Origin of the sequence: Pauljensenia sp. UMB10120, from assembly GCF_030212035.1 — a bacterium.
GTDB lineage: Bacteria > Actinomycetota > Actinomycetes > Actinomycetales > Actinomycetaceae > Pauljensenia > Pauljensenia radingae_A.
Map to the genome: position 1 here is coordinate 98,778 of NZ_JASODH010000002.1, position 15,394 is coordinate 114,171.

Genomic DNA, 15,394 nt, shown 5'->3' on the forward strand with positions numbered 1-15,394 from the left:
TCCATTCACAGGCCCCCATCGTCTAGCGGCCCAGGACATCGCCCTCTCACGGCGGTAACATCGGTTCAAATCCGATTGGGGGTACAAGTGCGTCATAACTGAACAGAGCCCCTATCGTCTAGCGGCCTAGGACATCGCCCTCTCACGGCGGTAACATCGGTTCAAATCCGATTAGGGGTACGAAACGTTGGAGGACGGACCTGACAGCGGGTCCGTCCTTCCCCTGTTTCAGGGTCGCCGGGTGGCAATCCGCTTGTCGGCGGCTTGTCGGTGAAACACCCCCTTTGGAGGACTCATGGCCCGTAGTGGATTCGATCGCGAAAAATACATCACTTTACAGTCCGACCACATCGCCACTCGCAGGAAAGAAATAGGCGGCAAGCTTTACCTGGAAATGGGTGGCAAGCTTTTTGATGATCTGCACGCTTCGCGTGTCCTGCCCGGATTCACACCGGATAACAAGATCGCCATGTTGGAACAGCTCAAGGACGACCTGGAAATCCTCATCGTCTTGAACGCCAAAGACCTCCAGCGCAACAAGGTGCGCGCCGACCTGGGCATTTCCTACGAACAGGACGTATTGCGGTTGGTCGACGTGTTCCGCGAACGTGGGTTCCTGGTTGACAACATCGTGATGACGCAGATGGAAGATGACAACAAGTCGGCCAAGACGTTTAAACGCAAGCTGGAGAAACTGGGCTTGAAGGTGGCGCGTCACCGCGTTATCGAGGGATATCCAGCTGCTGTGCACACGGTGGTATCGGACAAGGGATTCGGGCGTAATGACTTTGTCGAAACCAGCCGCGACCTGATCGTCGTAACGGCCCCGGGGCCGGGATCGGGCAAGATGGCCACGTGCCTGTCGCAGATCTACCACGAATTTGCTCGAGGGAACAAGGCCGGATACGCAAAGTTTGAAACCTTCCCGATCTGGAACCTGCCACTGGACCATCCGGTGAACCTAGCCTATGAAGCGGCAACGGCTGACCTGGATGACGTCAACATGATTGACCCCTATCACCTGGCTGCCTACGGCAAACAGGCCGTTAACTACAACCGTGACGTGGAAGTCTTCCCGTTGTTGCGTCAACTGCTCGAAGAGCTCGTCGGCGAGAGTCCCTATGAATCGCCCACAGACATGGGTGTCAACATGGCTGGCTACTGCATCAGCGATGACGAGGTATGCCGCGAAGCTGCCAAACAGGAAGTGATCCGCCGTTACTTCAAGGCTCTGGTCGCTGAAAAGCGTGATGTCAAGGATCCAGTTGAATCTCAACGCATTGCCATTGTGATGAGCAAACTGGGCATCACGCGCCAGGACCGCCCGGTGGTGGTTCCCGCACTGGAGCTGGCCAGAAAGACGCATCTGCCGGCCAGTGCGCTGCAGCTCGATGACGGACGAATCATCACAGGGAAGACGTCGAAACTGCTGGGATGTTCGGCCGCGATGCTGCTGAACGCGTTGAAGGTGCTGGCGGGGATTGATAAGAAGATCGACCTGCTGGCGCCCTCCTCAATTGCGCCTATTCAGACTCTGAAGACTGAGCATCTGGGCAGTCGCAACCCGCGCCTGCACACAGATGAAGTGCTGATTGCCCTGTCTGTGTCGGCTGATACTGATCCGAACGCTGCGAAGGCGTTGGAGTATCTCAAACAGTTGCGCGGATGCCAGGTTCACACCACCACGATTCTGGGATCCGTGGATGAAGGAATTTTCCGCAATCTCGACATTCAGGTCACCTCTGAGCCGGAGTACTGGCGCAAGAGTTTGTACCGCAAGTAAGAGGCTGTACATGGCGGCGGTTGCGTCAGCGCCGTCGCCGCCTCACCGCTGCAGTCATCCGCCTCGCCGCACGAGGCCAGCTAATCTGCTGAGCGGTCACCCCGATCGCCTTCCACGCTGCGGCGGGATCCGAAGACACCCGCTTCTAGTCTTCAATGAATCGGGTGAGCGCCGGGCGGCCGTCGGGGTCCAGGAAAGAGTCAAGAAGGTCTTGGACCGGAATGTCCCAGATATAGGAGAAAAGCACTGTGTCTGAATAGTCGTTGACCAGATCGTCATCCATGCGCATCGGTAGGACCTGGCCAGCTGGCGTCTTAAGAGTGTACGTGTACTTTTCTACCTCCACCAGTTCGTATCCGGGCCGCTGCTCATAGGTGTAACACGGAAAGTACAAGGGCGCGTAGCCGCGCTGCGCCCAGCGGAATGATTCGCCCGCCTGGTAGATGAACCAGCGCGTCACCAGGTCAAGATCTGGGGAAAAGAACGAAAAGAAAATCCTCTCATTCCGCGAGCTGCCTCCATACGCGAACTGCCCGTCCTCAAGCTGAGCCAAGTGGTAAATCGGATCACCAGCATGACTGATACTGATCGAACGAGGATGGAACACATTGCGCATGAAAAGAGCGTCCGAACTTTCCGCCAGCGGCCTCAGCTCTTCGAAGAACGGCTCGTCAAGACTCTTCAACGACACAGCCTCACACCACCCGCACACACGCTATTCCTCGACAACGAATGCTTCGAGGGCTGGATGACCATTAGGATCCAGAAACGAGTCAAGAAGATCCCGAACCGGAATATCACAGATATAAGAAAACAGCACAGTCTCTGAATAGTCGTTGACCAGATCGTCATGCATACGAAAAGGCAGGACCTGGCCAGCTGGCGTCTTAAGAGTGTACGTGTACTTTTCTACCTCCACCAGTTCATATCCGGGCCGCTGCTCGTAGGTATAACACGGAAAGTACATGGACGCACAGTCAGCTCTTACGCGGAACGCCTCGCCTGCTTGGTAAATAAGCCAGCGCGTCACCAGGTCAAGATCCGGGGAAAAGAACGTAAACTGGATACCCCCGCTTCGGGAGCTTTCCCCGTATGCGAACTGCCCGTCCTCAAGCTGAGCCACGTGATAGACAGGGTCCTCGTCGTTGTAACTGAGGCTGACTGAATTCGGATGGAACACATTACGCATGAAAAGAGCGTCCGAACTTTCCGCCAGCGGCCTCAGCTCCTCGAAAAAAGGTTCATCAAGGCTTTGAAACGGCATCGCTTCGTGCTTTCTTTACGGGCAATTTCATTCGCAACGATTGCTTCCAGGTTGGAGGCACCCTCTGGCTCCAAGAAGAAGTCGAGAAGATCGCGAACCGGGATATCGCATATGTAGGAAAACTCCACTGTGGGTGAATATCTGTTGACGAGGTCGTCATGCATCCGGATAGGCAGAACGTGGCCGGTTGGAGTCTTGAGCGTGTAGGTGTTTCGAGCTACTTCCACCAGAGAGTACCCGGGCCGTTGCTGATCCGTGTGCCAGGGAAGATCAGCCAGCGAATAGTGCTTTTCCGAGCGGTACGCCGTTCCTGCCTGGTAGATGAACCAGCGTGTAATGAGGCCGAGGTCCGGCGAGAAAAGCCTGAACGAAATGGGTTCGTTTCGCGAGCTGAGCCCGTATGCGAATTTTCCTTCATTGAGCTGGACAAGGTGATAGAGCGGATCCCCGCAATGGCTGATACTGATCGAGGATGGGTGAAGCGCATTACGCATGAAATGAGCGTTACTGCAGTGCGCCAGTTGCTGCAGCTCTTCGAAAAAAGGTTCATTAAGGCTGTTGAACGACATCACGACAAGACCCCTTTGATGAGTGCTTCCAAGACTGTCAGCAGTTCGCCGTCTGCGTCAAGGATCTGTAACTGTGTCGCGCCGCCAGAATAGCCAAACCATGGCGGCGCTGTGCTGACTTCAATCGAGTAGCCTTCCGGCAGACTGGAGAGCTTGTATGAGTAGTGCGGCTCTTTGAGTGCGCTGTGCGGCAGCGAACGGCTCTCGAATGAGACGGGCACACCGTCAGGTGCTACAGCCAACCATGTGCCTCGTGGTTTGCCGATCCGATCCACATGGCAACCGTATTCAGCTATGAATGCGTCAAGAGACATTCGGATTTTTCCGCCTGGCACATGGCTCATTTTGTCTTCCTTCATCGGATACCAATTTCCTCCTCCGCTCACTTTCGGTGTACGGAGTACGCTCGGATCCCTTTTCCAATCTCCAGGATCCGTGCCCCGGAAGAAGCGAATACTAAGGGCTTAAACCCTGATTGTACTGCTCAAACTGTTCTTCGGATCAATTTGATCAATGTCTGAGCACCTCACAAGCAGATCCACATGTGCGGGCCTGTGCCTTCAAGGCATCGTCTGCACGCACAAACACCGAAACGCTCAACGACAGGAATGATGGTTAGAGCGAACATCCTGGTACAGATCAGTGACGACTCGTGCTCCACGCTCCCACGTCAGCGGCGTAGATTCGGACGTGGCAGCGCGCCGCAGTTCAGCCAGCTGTTCGGGTCGGGTTGCCAGAGTGAACAAAGCGCGCGCCATTTCGCCGTCGCTGGCTGCAGCAAGTCCGTCCACACCGTCGGTACAGAAGTCAGCGATTCCGTTGCCGCTGCGGTAAATGACCGGCAGGCCGCTGGCGTGAGCTTCCAACGCCGCAATGCCGAACGCCTCGTGAACAACAGGGGAGACGAACACGTCGGCATCGCGGTACGCATCGGCCAGCTCGTGAGCGGTTTTGCGTCCGCACCAGTGAATAAAACCGGAACCTGCCGTGCATCGTTCCAGGGATGAGCGCATCGGCCCGTCACCATACACGTTCAGCTCAATGTCAGCTCCACGACTGCGAGCAGCCCGCACGCATTCGACCAGCTGCGTGATGCGTTTGCGTGGCGCCAGTCGCGTAGCAGTCACCGCTCGCAGCGGTCTCGACGGTCGTGAGGACGGTAGCGGCACCGGCATCGCCGCCCGCCCTCGTGCCCGTTCTGCCTGGAGCAGCCCGGCATGCGCTGCATGGGACACTCGGGTGGTCTCCCAGGGTTCAGCGGTGATGAAATTGGGCAAAATTCGCACCGATACAGGCCCGCGGGCGCAGCGTTCAACGGCCCGCGCTGCGCTGCTCGAGACGGCACTCAGAACAATGCCGGCACGCTGCCAGTCATCCAACGGATTCGCCCACCCGTACCACAGGCGCTGATCGTCAAGCATGCAGTGCCACGTCACCACGCAGGCGATCTCATGGCGCGCGCAGATATTCGTTGCCATCCGCGCGAAAGGCGAAACCACGCCGGTGTGGATGTGTACCACGTCGAAAGTAGGAAGAGCGCGCGTGAGAGTCGCCCTCGCCAATGGGTTAATGGGAATGTCCCACGGAAGACGCATCGTGAGGCGGCGAACGTGTACCCCGTCCTCAACTGACGTGTGATCGCCGCGTTCAGATCCAAGCGGTGTGGCAGTGATGACGGTGACGTCGTGCCCGGCAGCAGAGAGCGCTCGAGCCAGCCCCGCCACCTGCGTTTCGATCCCGCCCAGTCGCGGTGGGTAGCAGTCAGAGACGAGGGCGACTTTCACAGCGCCCTACAGTTCCATTTCCTCAACTGAACGCAGGTACTCGGACAGGCGGTTGGCAGCAGCAACCACTGACGGGCCGTGCTGACGACCAGGCTGACGTCCCATGCGTTCAATCGGGCCGGACACGGAGATCGCGGCGAGGACGCGCCCAGATGGTCCACGCACCGGAGCGGACACCGACGCGACGCCGGCTTCGCGCTCACCTACAGACTGAGCCCACCCGCGGCGACGCACCTGTGCCAGCATCGTCGCGCTGAAGGAAGCGTTGTACAGGCCGCGGTGCATGCGGTCCGGCTCTTCCCAGGCCAACAGAACGTGGGCGGCGGATCCGGCTTTCATGGACAGTGTTGCGCCGACAGGAATGGAATCGCGCAGACCCATCGGCGGTTCGCTCGCTGCCACACACACGCGTGATTCGCCCTGGCGGCGATACAGCTGCGTGGATTCTTTGGTGTGATCGCGCAGTGCAATCAAAACGGGCATAGCGGCTGACAGCAGACGATCCTCGCCCGCTTGGGAGGCCAGTTCTTTCAGGCGCGGCCCCAGGACGAATCGACCCTGCATGTCGCGGGCCACAATACGGTGAAATTCGAGAGCTACAGCCAGGCGGTGGGCAGTGGGCCGCGCCAGGCCAGTGGCGGCGACGAGATGGGCAAGAGTGGCAGGGCCTGCCTCGAGTGTGTCAAGAACCAGCGTCGCCTTGTCGAGAACCCCGACGCCTGATGAAGATGCGTCGTCCATATAGTGATCCTCTCATCTCAAGTCCTGAGATTCAAAATCTGCAGACACGTGTTGTGTCTAACCATAGACACTGTCGACGTATTTATGCACCCAGTTCGACGGCGGTGCTGAAAATTCGCTGAATCAGAGGGAACTGACGGTGATGACACACGTGAAGGAGGAATCATGAGCGGCACATTGGCTGAAAAAGTGTGGGCAGACCATGTTGTGACGAAAGGCGAGAACGGTGCCCCGGACCTTCTTTACATCGACCTGCAGCTGTGCCACGAAGTCACCAGCCCTCAGGCATTCGAAGGGCTGCGCCTGGCCGGACGCAAGGTTCGCCACCCTGAATTGACCATCGCGACAGAGGACCACAACACTCCGACAGTCAACATTGACCTGCCGATCGCAGACCTTACCTCGCGCACTCAGATCAACACGCTGCGAGCCAACGCCGAAGAATTCGGCATTCGCCTGCATTCACTGGGAGATTCGGATCAGGGAATCGTGCACGTGGTCGGCCCGCAGCTGGGTCTGACTCAACCGGGTATGACAATCGTGTGCGGCGATTCGCACACGTCCACACACGGTGCATTCGGCGCCCTCGCATTTGGCATCGGAACCTCTGAAGTCGAGCATGTCCTGGCTACCCAGACACTACCGCTGGCCCCTTTCAAGACAATGGCGATCACGATCAACGGCACGCTGTCACCGAGTGTGACAGCCAAGGACATCATCCTCGCGATCATCGCGAAGATCGGCACAGGTGGCGGGCAGGGATACGTCCTCGAATACCGAGGCGAAGCCATTCGCGCACTGTCAATGGAAGGCCGCATGACCATATGCAACATGTCCATTGAGGCCGGTGCGCGCGCCGGAATGATTGCTCCCGACCAGACCGCATTTGACTACCTGAAGGGCCGCCCTCACGCGCCCGAGGGCGAGCAATGGGACGAGGCTGTGGAATATTGGTCCACACTGTATTCAGATGACGACGCAGTATTTGACGCCGAAGTGGTGCTGGAAGCTGAAGAGATCGAACCATTCGTCACATGGGGAACGAACCCCGGTCAGGGCGTCCCGCTGTCAGCAAGCGTGCCCGATCCGGAGAACATGGGTGACGCAACCAAGCGGCATGCAGCTGAACGAGCCCTCGAATACATGGATCTGCGTGCAGGAACACCAATGCGGCAGATCCCCATCGACACTGTTTTCCTGGGATCATGCACCAACGGACGTATTGAAGACCTACGGGCTGCGGCGAAGATTATCAATGGGCGCCACAAAGCTGACGGCCTGCGAATGCTCGTCGTCCCAGGATCAGCGCGCGTGCGACTGCAGGCTGAAGATGAAGGCCTGGACAAGATCTTCAAGGACTTTGGAGCCGAGTGGCGAAACGCCGGATGCTCGATGTGCCTGGGGATGAATCCCGATCAACTGTCGGTCGGTGAACGCTCCGCCTCCACATCGAACCGCAATTTTGAAGGACGCCAGGGCAAAGGTGGACGCACCCACCTCGTCTCGCCACTGGTGGCAGCGGCGACTGCCGTGCGCGGAACACTGTCCAGCCCGGACGATCTGGAACCGCTGGCCTGACCGGAACGACGCGCGCACCGTCCTTACGCGCAGCGCACGAGCCCCGGTCAGATAGCAGCCTACGTACCGGACCAGCAATCGTAGAAAAACACTTGTGGAAGAAGAGTGAGATGGAAAAATTCACCACCGTCAGTGGCGTGGGCGTGCCGCTCGAACGGTCGAATGTTGACACCGACCAGATTATTCCGGCCGTTTACCTCAAGCGCGTTGCCCGCACGGGCTTCGAGGACGCATTGTTCTCGGCGTGGCGCTCAGACCCGAACTTTGTGTTGAACAACCCGGCCTACGAACACGGGTCGATCCTGGTGGCGGGCCCTGATTTTGGCACTGGCTCTTCGCGTGAGCATGCGGTGTGGGCGCTCAAAGATTACGGGTTCCGAGTCGTTCTGGCCCCCTCGTTCGCGGACATCTTCAGAGGAAACGCGGGCAAACAGGGATTGCTGGCCGGGCAGATCAGCGAAGACGACTGCCAGCGACTGTGGAAGCTTCTCCGCAACGAACCAGGCGTCATGATGACCGTGTCACTGGAGAACCGCACCGTGACATGCGGCTCGTTCACCTGCACGTTCGACATCGACGATTACACGGCGTGGCGTCTGCAAGAAGGCCTGGACGACATTTCATTGACGTTGCGCAACGAAGATGCCATCAAAGCGTACGAGGCGCGCCGCCCCTCTTTCAAGCCGCGCACCCTGCCGGTGCGGACCCTGCCGAAGGAAACAGTCGTGTCGGCTCGCCCCGGCGACGAGCAGGAGCAGTGAGAGATTCCTAGCAGTGCGCTCCCTGAGACTCCGTTGCGCACTCGACTGTCATAGAGTGAGACAATACGGATTCTTCCACGAGGAGCTTCAGATGACGTCGATACTTGAAGTTGAAGGGGGACACCCGCTCACGGGCAGCATTACCGTGCGAGGGGCAAAGAACTTTGTTCCTAAGGCCATGGTTGCAGCCCTCCTTGCGACCACGCCCTCTGAGCTGTACAACGTTCCGCTGATCCGTGACGTGGATGTGGTGTCGAATCTTATGCGCCTGCATGGTGCGCACGTCGACTTCGACCAGGACCGCGGCGTCATGAGAATTGACTCCTCGAACGTTGAAGTGGCTCAACGCTCTGACATCGATGCTCTGGGCGGATCCTCACGCATCCCGATCCTGTTTTGCGGCCCGCTGCTGCACCGCATGGGTGAAGCGTTCATCCCACAGCTGGGAGGATGCAACATTGGGGGACGCCCCATCGATTTTCACCTGCAGATCCTGCGCCAGTTCGGTGCGATTGTCGACAAACGATCCGACGGCATCCATATGTCACGGCCAGCCGAAGGGCTGCGCGGAACAGTCGTGGACCTGCCGTTCCCATCAGTGGGAGCCACCGAGCAGACACTGCTGACCGCGGTTCGTGCTGAAGGCGTCACGATCCTGCGCGGCGCGGCCGTTGAACCGGAAATCATGGATCTGATCAACGTGCTGCAGAAAATGGGCGCGATCATCTCACCGGATACCGACCGTTCCATCCGTATTGAAGGTGTCAAGGAACTGGTTGGATATCGGCACACCTCGCTGCCCGACCGCATTGAAGCAGCATCGTGGGGCGCGGCAGCACTGGCAACCGGCGGCGATGTGTACGTCCAGGGTGCGCGCCAACCCGACATGCTCACATTCCTCAACACCTTCAGGAAGGTCGGCGGCGCCTTCGACATCGAGAAGGAGGGTATCCGCTTCTATCATCCTGGTGGTTCTCTGCATTCGATCGCGCTGGAAACGGCTGTCCATCCCGGGTTCATGACGGACTGGCAACAGCCACTGGTTGTCGCCCTGACGCAGGCCGACGGGCTGTCCATCGTCCATGAGACGGTGTACGAAAACCGCTTCGGGTTCACTCAGGCGCTGCGCCAGATGAAGGCGAATATTCAGGTGTATCGAGAGTGCCTGGGTGGGACTCCCTGCCGTTTTGGTCAGCGTAACTTCTACCATTCCGCAGTGATTTCGGGACCGACGCCGCTGCAGGCAGCTGACATCACCGTGCCTGACCTGCGTGGCGGTTTCTCCCACCTCATCGCAGCATTGGCTGCGACGGGAACGTCCCACGTGGCCGGTATCGACGTGATCTCGCGCGGATATGAGCATTTCCTGACCAAACTGCGCCAGCTGGACGCCCGCGTCCAGTACGTTGACGACTGAAGCGACTCCTCGGCAGTGCCCAAGAATCAAGCGGCACCGACAGCTCGGATTGAAGACGCCTTATTGACCGACCCCTGTGATTAAGCTGGTGAACTGTGAGCAGAATTCAAGGCCTGTACAAGAATGCGGTGGCGGCGGTTTCACCGATCATGCACACGTGGATCAACTTTGACGTCACGGGGGAAGAAAATCTGCCCGAATCAGGCGGCTTCCTGGTGACCCCGAACCATATTTCGAACACCGACCCGGTGTGCGTGGCGTTTGTCCTGGGTGAGCTAGGAATTCCGACCCGCTTCATGGCCAAGAACGAGCTGTTCAAGGTGCCGGTGCTGGGCGCTGTGATGAAGAAGCTTGGCATGGTGCCGGTGCTGCGTAATTCCTCGCATTCTGTGGACTCGCTGGCAGGGGCCCGTAAGGCGCTCGACGCGGGTCAGTGCGTTGGCATCTATATTGAAGGTACTCTTACACGTGACCCGCAGTACTGGCCGATGCGTGGCAAGACGGGTGCTGCTCGCCTTGCCCTGGATACTCGCTGCCCGGTCATCCCGATTGCACAGTGGGGTCCCCAGGCGATCCTGGAGCGTTACTCGAAGGCGCTGGACATTCGTCCCGGGCGCAAAGTGCGCATGACAATCATGGAACCGGTCGACCTTTCCGATCTGTATTCCGATCAGGGATCGCAGGACCGCGAAGCGGTGGTGGAAGCGACTGAGCGCATCCAGAAGGCCATCACTCGTGGCGTAGAGGAATTGCGCGGAGAGAAGGCTCCTGAACAGCCGTGGGATCCTGACAAGATGCAGGGACCAGCCAAGAAGACGCTGGGACGGTTCGGGCATTGGCGCAGGGGCGTCCAGGGACGCTGATTTCATTGCAATGCGGCGCCTGTGCCCCGTGTACTCATAATCGACGAGGATGACTCTTCCGCCCGCTGCCCCCTGACCACCTGAGCGATGAGGCGGCTCATTTGCGTATGTCGATCACCACGCGCATCGGGTCTTCAAGAATTCCAATCTGATAGACGCGCTGTTGATCCATACCGATCACAACATGCGTGCGCCCTTCAAATGTGCCGTCCTCAATGATCGACAGCGGCCCGATATTGAGCAGAGGAGGCCCCGAGTAATACACGTTCTGATCTTCTTCCTCCAGCGGCATGGCAGTGCCCTCGATGCCCACATCCAGGAAGGTGGCGCCGCGGATCTTCAGCGGCAATCCGCGTCCTTGTTCAAGAGGCTGAGCCGCACGGTCAACGTACCAGCCGGGTAGGCCCTCACCTGAAAATTCGATGACGAACCGGTAGAAGTTCTCATGTTCTCCCACTCGCATGTCATGGAAGATGAGCTGGCTGCCTTCAACAGGAGCGGATTCCTGATGAGTGGGACCGTCAATCCATTGATCGACGTTCACTGGCAACGTTGCATCTTTTTCGTCTGAGAGGTTCGCTTCCGGCTCATTGGGTGTCGCGGATGAATCCGTGTCGCTGCCGGAGTCGGAAACATCCGATTCATCCGGTGTCTGCGGCGTGTCGGGTGTGCTTTGCTGAGAATGCTCGCTGGCACCGGATGCTGAGGCACCCTCGTCAGGAGTTGATGAACAACCGGCGACAAGGAGGCTGGCTGCGGCAATCCCTGCTGCGACAGCAGGCAGAAAAGCACTGTCACGTTTTGATCCCTCGTTGTGCGGTCCGGGCAGCACCATGATCACAATCTCCTTACAGGGCGTCGCTTATGCGCACTCGTGCGCATGTGGCAGTACCCAAAAGCTTATCTCCCATTTTTCGTACTTGTGGCTCAACCGCGATCTGAGTGCCCGCGCAGTAGAGTTGATGTATGACACCTCACGCAACGACCGGCTACGACGCTCACTCCCACACGCCTCCGGCGGACAGCTCCGAGGAACGGGCAGGCGCACCTGAACAGCGCTTCACCCACGCCAGCGTGCTGGGCACCGGAGCATGGGGAACAACCTTCGCGCACATCCTGAGCCAGGCCGGCCTCACCGTGTCGATGTGGGGTAGGAACGAGGGTGTCGTCGACTTCATCAACTCTCATGAAAACTCAACCTACCTGCCTGGTGTCACACTGTCCGATGCGATTAACGCGACGACCGACATCCGGCAGTGCATTCAGGACTCGAACCTGTTATGCATCGCCGTGCCCGTGGGGGCGGTGCGCGCCACTTTGGAACAGGCCACACCCGCACTGGACCCCGATGCCACATTGCTGTCCCTGGCCAAGGGTCTTGAACTGGACACGCTGCGCACAGTCCATTCAGTGATCTGCGAGGCAACCGGCTTCGCACCGACCAGCGTGGCCGTCATGTCCGGTCCGAACCTGTCGCGCGAAATTGCCGACCGTCAGCCGACGGCAACGGTCGTGGCATGTGAGGACATCGAGCGCGCCACGATGATCGCACGCACCTGCCACACGTCAACATTCCGCCCCTACGTGAGCGGCGACGTACTTGGATGCGAAATCGCCGGTGCTGTCAAGAACGTCATCGCCGTTGCCATTGGAGCCGCCGAGGGAATGGGCCTGGGAATCAACACGCGTGCCACACTGATCACCCGCGGCCTTGCTGAAATGACCCGTCTGGGTACGACACTGGGAGCCAGTGCCGACACCTTCGCCGGTCTTGCCGGTATCGGTGACCTTGTGGCGACCTGCTCATCGAAACTGTCGCGTAACTACTCGCTGGGTGTGCGCATGGGGCGCGGAGCTTCCCTGGACGAAGCGCTCGAACTGTCTCCCGGCGTGGTGGAAGGTGTGCGCTCCGCACTTCCGATCCTGCAGCTGGCTCGCGCTCACGATGTGGATATGCCGATCACGGAGAGCGTGGTGCGCGTGGTCCATGACGGTGACTCCATTGAGCACATGGGTCAGATGCTCATGTCGCGCCCTCAGAAGATGGACGGGTGGCGCATCGAACTGCTGTGAACCGAGGCATCAGGGGGCGCCCTCGTCAATAAACGCGGCAGACGGCGGTAGGCTTAACGCCATGACGACTCAAGCCCGACCCCGTGTCCTCATGGTTTTTGGAGGACAATCAAGCGAACACGAGATTTCGTGCGCCACTGCCGCAGGGATCCTTTCAGCGATCGACCGCGACGTGTGGGACATTGTGCCGGTGGGCATTACGAAGGATGGCCAGTGGGTGCGCGTCAGTGACAACCCTGATGACCTTGAATTCCACGACGGGCATGGGCACGAAGTCACCGCGACGGGCGCACATGTGGTGTGGGGGCCGCACGGACACCTCTTTGAACTGTCAGACAGTGACGAGGGTGGCCAAGGCCTGCGGACGGCACGCGATCTGGGAGCAATCGACGTTGTGTTCCCGCTGCTGCATGGCCCCTACGGTGAGGACGGCACAATCCAGGGGCTCCTAGAGATGGTTGGCGTGCGCTACGTGGGATGCGGTGTGGCAGCTTCTGCGGTGTGCATGGATAAGCACCTGACTAAGACAGTGCTCAGCCAGGCTGGCGTAGACGTAGGGCGCTGGGAGTTGGTGACGGCCGAGCAGTGGTCGCATCACAAGGACGATGCGCACGAGCGGATCCGTGCCCTCGGATTGCCTCTGTTTGTCAAGCCATGTCGCGCTGGATCCTCCATCGGTATCACGCGTGTGGACCAGTGGGAGCAGCTGGACCAGGCGATCGAAGAAGCACACGCGCACGATCCGCGCGTCATCGTCGAATCAATGTTGCAGGGGCGCGAAGTTGAATGCGCCGTCTTGGCCACCCGCGCTGAGACAGGGGAGCGGGCTCCGGCTCGTGCCGCAGTTCTGGGTGAGATTATCGTGCCTGACGGCGAGTTTTACGATTTCAACTCCAAGTACGTGGACGCGGAAGCTGCCACGCTCAAGTGTCCTGCAGATTTAAAGAAGGCAGACGCCGACCGGATCCGTGATGTTGCGATCCAGGCGTTTGCCGCGGTGGGTGGTGAAGGACTCTCACGCGTTGACTTCTTCTTCAACGACTCAACCGGCGCCATTACCGTGAACGAAATCAACACCATGCCGGGGTTCACTCCCATTTCGCTGTACCCGCGCATGTGGGAGAGCTCCGGAGTGGATTACGGTCAGCTGCTCGATACTTTGCTGCGCGAAGCACTTGCACGCCCGCTTGGGCTTCGCTGAGATCCGATCGGGGTAATGTGGAGTCATGTCGAAACCGAAGGTAACGCTCGTAACGTCAGCGGAGATGCCTGACCTGTACACCAATGATGCCGGACTTCTTGATGCACTGGTCGAGCGAGGTACCGATCCGCACATCGCAGTGTGGAACGACCCGAACGTGAACTGGGATGATGCCGGTGTTAGCGTCGTCCGCTCAGTGTCGGACTACGCCACTGACCGTGATGCCTTCATCCAGTGGAGCCGCTCGGTTCCACGTTTGCTCAACCACCCCGATGTACTGGAGTGGAACTCGGATAAGCACTACATGATTGAGTTGGAGAAGCGTGGCCTTCCGGTGATTCCCACGATGTGGTTGGAGCCGGAACAGAACCTGTCGAAGCATCAGGTGCATGCACGTTTTCCCGCCTCGGGTGACTTCGTCGTGAAGCCGGCTGTGTCCTCGGGTGTGCGCGATGTGGGTCGGTACTCCGCCAACGACACGAAGCAGCGTCAGGCCGCGATCATGCACGCGATGACGATGCTGTCGGAGGGCCGTTCGGTCATGGTGCAGCGCTACCTGGAGGACATCGATATTCACGGTGAGATCTCGCTGCTGTTCTTCAACGGCCTGGTTTCGCACTCGGTTGAAAAAACCGCAATGCTGTCCCCGGACACCATGTCGGCACCTGTGTTCCGTGAATCAGTGGTCGAGGCGCGTGACGCGAGTGCCGAGCAGTGGCAGTGGGGCGAGTTGATCCGCTCGGTCCTGCATTCCTATGTGCGTGATCGGATGGGCCGCGACGAGCTGTTCCTGTATAACCGGGTTGATCTTGTCCCCGACGGGCAGGGCTCGTTCAGGGTGATGGAAGTGTCACTGGTGGACGCGGACCTGTATCTTGCCTCGTCACCTGCCGCCATGAACAACTTTGCTGACGCTATTGCGATGCGCGCGTTTTGGTGAGCATTGCGGTGCTGCGGGCAGGTGCGCTCGCAAGATCCTGTGAGGGCGGCCGGCGTGAGCGTTGACGTCAGCTTTGATGAGTTTGAACAGATGGTGGCGCGTGCAGTCGATGAGATCCCCGAAAGACTGTGGCGAGCAATCGACAATGTTGCATTCATTGTCGAGGACGACCCACCCGAAGATTCACTGCACCTGTTGGGTTTGTATGATGGCGTGCCTCTGACTGAGCGCAGCGACTACGCCGGGATGCTGCCGGATCGTATCTTCATATTTCGTCGCCCCACCCTGGCCGTGTGCGACACGCTTGAAGAAGTCGAGGACGAGGTACGAACAACGGTCATCCACGAGGTCGCCCACTATTTCGGTGTTGACGACGAAGAGCTCGACCAGTGGGGGTGGGGCTGAGCGAGTCGCCCTCGT

Annotated in this window: 16 protein-coding genes and 2 tRNA genes; 11 read left to right on the forward strand and 7 right to left on the reverse strand. The window is 58.9% G+C overall.

Annotation, left to right across the window (positions count from 1 at the left end; genetic code table 11):
• The first annotated feature begins 11 nt into the window (after positions 1–11).
• The 3 genes from QP093_RS02240 (at position 12) to QP093_RS02250 (ending at position 1,783) form a co-directional block, all read left to right on the forward strand.
• Positions 12–84, forward strand: a tRNA-Glu gene (locus QP093_RS02240).
• Between the two features lie 23 nt (positions 85–107).
• Positions 108–180 (forward strand) — tRNA-Glu (locus tag QP093_RS02245).
• Positions 181–295: 115 nt separating this feature from the next.
• Positions 296–1,783, forward strand: a complete 1,488-nt coding sequence (locus tag QP093_RS02250) for a DUF1846 domain-containing protein (RefSeq protein WP_058236321.1) — start codon at positions 296–298, stop codon at positions 1,781–1,783.
• Between the two features lie 145 nt (positions 1,784–1,928).
• Here QP093_RS02250 and QP093_RS02255 read toward each other — a convergent pair whose 3' ends face one another.
• The 6 genes from QP093_RS02255 to QP093_RS02280 all read right to left on the reverse strand — a co-directional run bounded on the left by QP093_RS02255 (position 1,929) and on the right by QP093_RS02280 (position 6,141).
• Positions 1,929–2,474 carry an Imm61 family immunity protein gene (locus QP093_RS02255; protein ID WP_285014421.1) on the reverse strand — a complete coding sequence of 182 codons (546 nt, stop codon included), beginning with the start codon at positions 2,472–2,474 and terminating at the stop codon, positions 1,929–1,931.
• A gap of 24 nt (positions 2,475–2,498) precedes the next feature.
• Complete coding sequence (locus QP093_RS02260) at positions 2,499–2,972, reverse strand: Imm61 family immunity protein (protein ID WP_285014422.1); 474 nt, start codon at positions 2,970–2,972, stop codon at positions 2,499–2,501.
• A gap of 32 nt (positions 2,973–3,004) precedes the next feature.
• On the reverse strand, positions 3,005–3,541 hold the full coding sequence (locus QP093_RS02265; RefSeq protein WP_285014423.1) for an Imm61 family immunity protein: 537 nt from the start codon (positions 3,539–3,541) through the stop codon (positions 3,005–3,007).
• Positions 3,542–3,615: 74 nt separating this feature from the next.
• The gene (locus QP093_RS02270) at positions 3,616–3,960 is read right to left on the reverse strand and encodes a glycohydrolase toxin TNT-related protein (protein WP_058236326.1); all 345 of its coding nucleotides are present in this window, start codon (positions 3,958–3,960) and stop codon (positions 3,616–3,618) included.
• Between the two features lie 252 nt (positions 3,961–4,212).
• Positions 4,213–5,400 (reverse strand): glycosyltransferase family 4 protein, encoded by a 1,188-nt coding sequence (locus tag QP093_RS02275; RefSeq protein ID WP_285014424.1) that lies wholly within the window; start codon positions 5,398–5,400, stop codon positions 4,213–4,215.
• Positions 5,401–5,406: 6 nt separating this feature from the next.
• Complete coding sequence (locus QP093_RS02280) at positions 5,407–6,141, reverse strand: IclR family transcriptional regulator (RefSeq protein ID WP_058236328.1); 735 nt, start codon at positions 6,139–6,141, stop codon at positions 5,407–5,409.
• A 165-nt stretch (positions 6,142–6,306) separates the two neighbouring features.
• On the opposite strand from QP093_RS02280, the gene leuC reads away from it, so the two are divergent.
• The 4 genes from leuC (at position 6,307) to QP093_RS02300 (ending at position 10,760) form a co-directional block, all read left to right on the forward strand.
• Positions 6,307–7,719 carry a 3-isopropylmalate dehydratase large subunit gene (gene leuC, locus QP093_RS02285; protein WP_285014427.1) on the forward strand — a complete coding sequence of 471 codons (1,413 nt, stop codon included), beginning with the start codon at positions 6,307–6,309 and terminating at the stop codon, positions 7,717–7,719.
• Positions 7,720–7,829: 110 nt separating this feature from the next.
• Complete coding sequence (gene leuD, locus QP093_RS02290; protein ID WP_285014429.1) at positions 7,830–8,480, forward strand: 3-isopropylmalate dehydratase small subunit; 651 nt, start codon at positions 7,830–7,832, stop codon at positions 8,478–8,480.
• Between the two features lie 91 nt (positions 8,481–8,571).
• Positions 8,572–9,897 carry a UDP-N-acetylglucosamine 1-carboxyvinyltransferase gene (gene murA, locus QP093_RS02295; protein WP_285014431.1) on the forward strand — a complete coding sequence of 442 codons (1,326 nt, stop codon included), beginning with the start codon at positions 8,572–8,574 and terminating at the stop codon, positions 9,895–9,897.
• Between the two features lie 95 nt (positions 9,898–9,992).
• Positions 9,993–10,760: a lysophospholipid acyltransferase family protein gene (locus QP093_RS02300; protein ID WP_141757377.1), complete on the forward strand. Its 768-nt coding sequence runs from the start codon at positions 9,993–9,995 to the stop codon at positions 10,758–10,760.
• A 97-nt stretch (positions 10,761–10,857) separates the two neighbouring features.
• Here the strand turns inward: QP093_RS02300 and QP093_RS02305 are convergent, their stop codons facing one another.
• Positions 10,858–11,595: an AMIN-like domain-containing (lipo)protein gene (locus QP093_RS02305; RefSeq protein WP_285014433.1), complete on the reverse strand. Its 738-nt coding sequence runs from the start codon at positions 11,593–11,595 to the stop codon at positions 10,858–10,860.
• A gap of 131 nt (positions 11,596–11,726) precedes the next feature.
• On the opposite strand from QP093_RS02305, the gene QP093_RS02310 reads away from it, so the two are divergent.
• The 4 genes from QP093_RS02310 (at position 11,727) to QP093_RS02325 (ending at position 15,379) form a co-directional block, all read left to right on the forward strand.
• The gene (locus QP093_RS02310; RefSeq protein ID WP_285014435.1) at positions 11,727–12,833 is read left to right on the forward strand and encodes an NAD(P)H-dependent glycerol-3-phosphate dehydrogenase; all 1,107 of its coding nucleotides are present in this window, start codon (positions 11,727–11,729) and stop codon (positions 12,831–12,833) included.
• Positions 12,834–12,894: 61 nt separating this feature from the next.
• On the forward strand, positions 12,895–14,034 hold the full coding sequence (locus QP093_RS02315; RefSeq protein ID WP_285014436.1) for a D-alanine--D-alanine ligase family protein: 1,140 nt from the start codon (positions 12,895–12,897) through the stop codon (positions 14,032–14,034).
• A 25-nt stretch (positions 14,035–14,059) separates the two neighbouring features.
• On the forward strand, positions 14,060–14,974 hold the full coding sequence (locus QP093_RS02320) for an ATP-grasp domain-containing protein (RefSeq protein ID WP_285014438.1): 915 nt from the start codon (positions 14,060–14,062) through the stop codon (positions 14,972–14,974).
• Between the two features lie 54 nt (positions 14,975–15,028).
• A complete protein-coding gene (locus tag QP093_RS02325) occupies positions 15,029–15,379 on the forward strand; it encodes a metallopeptidase family protein (protein WP_227469349.1) in 351 nt (116 codons plus the stop codon).
• Positions 15,380–15,394: the final 15 nt, after the last annotated feature.

Coding starts and splice junctions, on each gene's coding strand:
- QP093_RS02250 (WP_058236321.1), top strand. CDS start 296: ATGGCCCGTAGTGGATTCGATCGCGAAAAATACATCACTTTACAGTCC.
- leuD (WP_285014429.1), top strand. CDS start 7,830: ATGGAAAAATTCACCACCGTCAGTGGCGTGGGCGTGCCGCTCGAACGG.
- murA (WP_285014431.1), top strand. CDS start 8,572: ATGACGTCGATACTTGAAGTTGAAGGGGGACACCCGCTCACGGGCAGC.
- QP093_RS02315 (WP_285014436.1), top strand. CDS start 12,895: ATGACGACTCAAGCCCGACCCCGTGTCCTCATGGTTTTTGGAGGACAA.
- QP093_RS02260 (WP_285014422.1), bottom strand. CDS start 2,972: ATGCGTAATGTGTTCCATCCGAATTCAGTCAGCCTCAGTTACAACGAC.
- QP093_RS02265 (WP_285014423.1), bottom strand. CDS start 3,541: ATGCGTAATGCGCTTCACCCATCCTCGATCAGTATCAGCCATTGCGGG.
- QP093_RS02280 (WP_058236328.1), bottom strand. CDS start 6,141: ATGGACGACGCATCTTCATCAGGCGTCGGGGTTCTCGACAAGGCGACG.
- QP093_RS02305 (WP_285014433.1), bottom strand. CDS start 11,595: ATGGTGCTGCCCGGACCGCACAACGAGGGATCAAAACGTGACAGTGCT.
- QP093_RS02320 (WP_285014438.1), top strand. CDS start 14,060: ATGTCGAAACCGAAGGTAACGCTCGTAACGTCAGCGGAGATGCCTGAC.
- leuC (WP_285014427.1), top strand. CDS start 6,307: ATGAGCGGCACATTGGCTGAAAAAGTGTGGGCAGACCATGTTGTGACG.
- QP093_RS02310 (WP_285014435.1), top strand. CDS start 11,727: ATGACACCTCACGCAACGACCGGCTACGACGCTCACTCCCACACGCCT.
- QP093_RS02270 (WP_058236326.1), bottom strand. CDS start 3,960: ATGAGCCATGTGCCAGGCGGAAAAATCCGAATGTCTCTTGACGCATTC.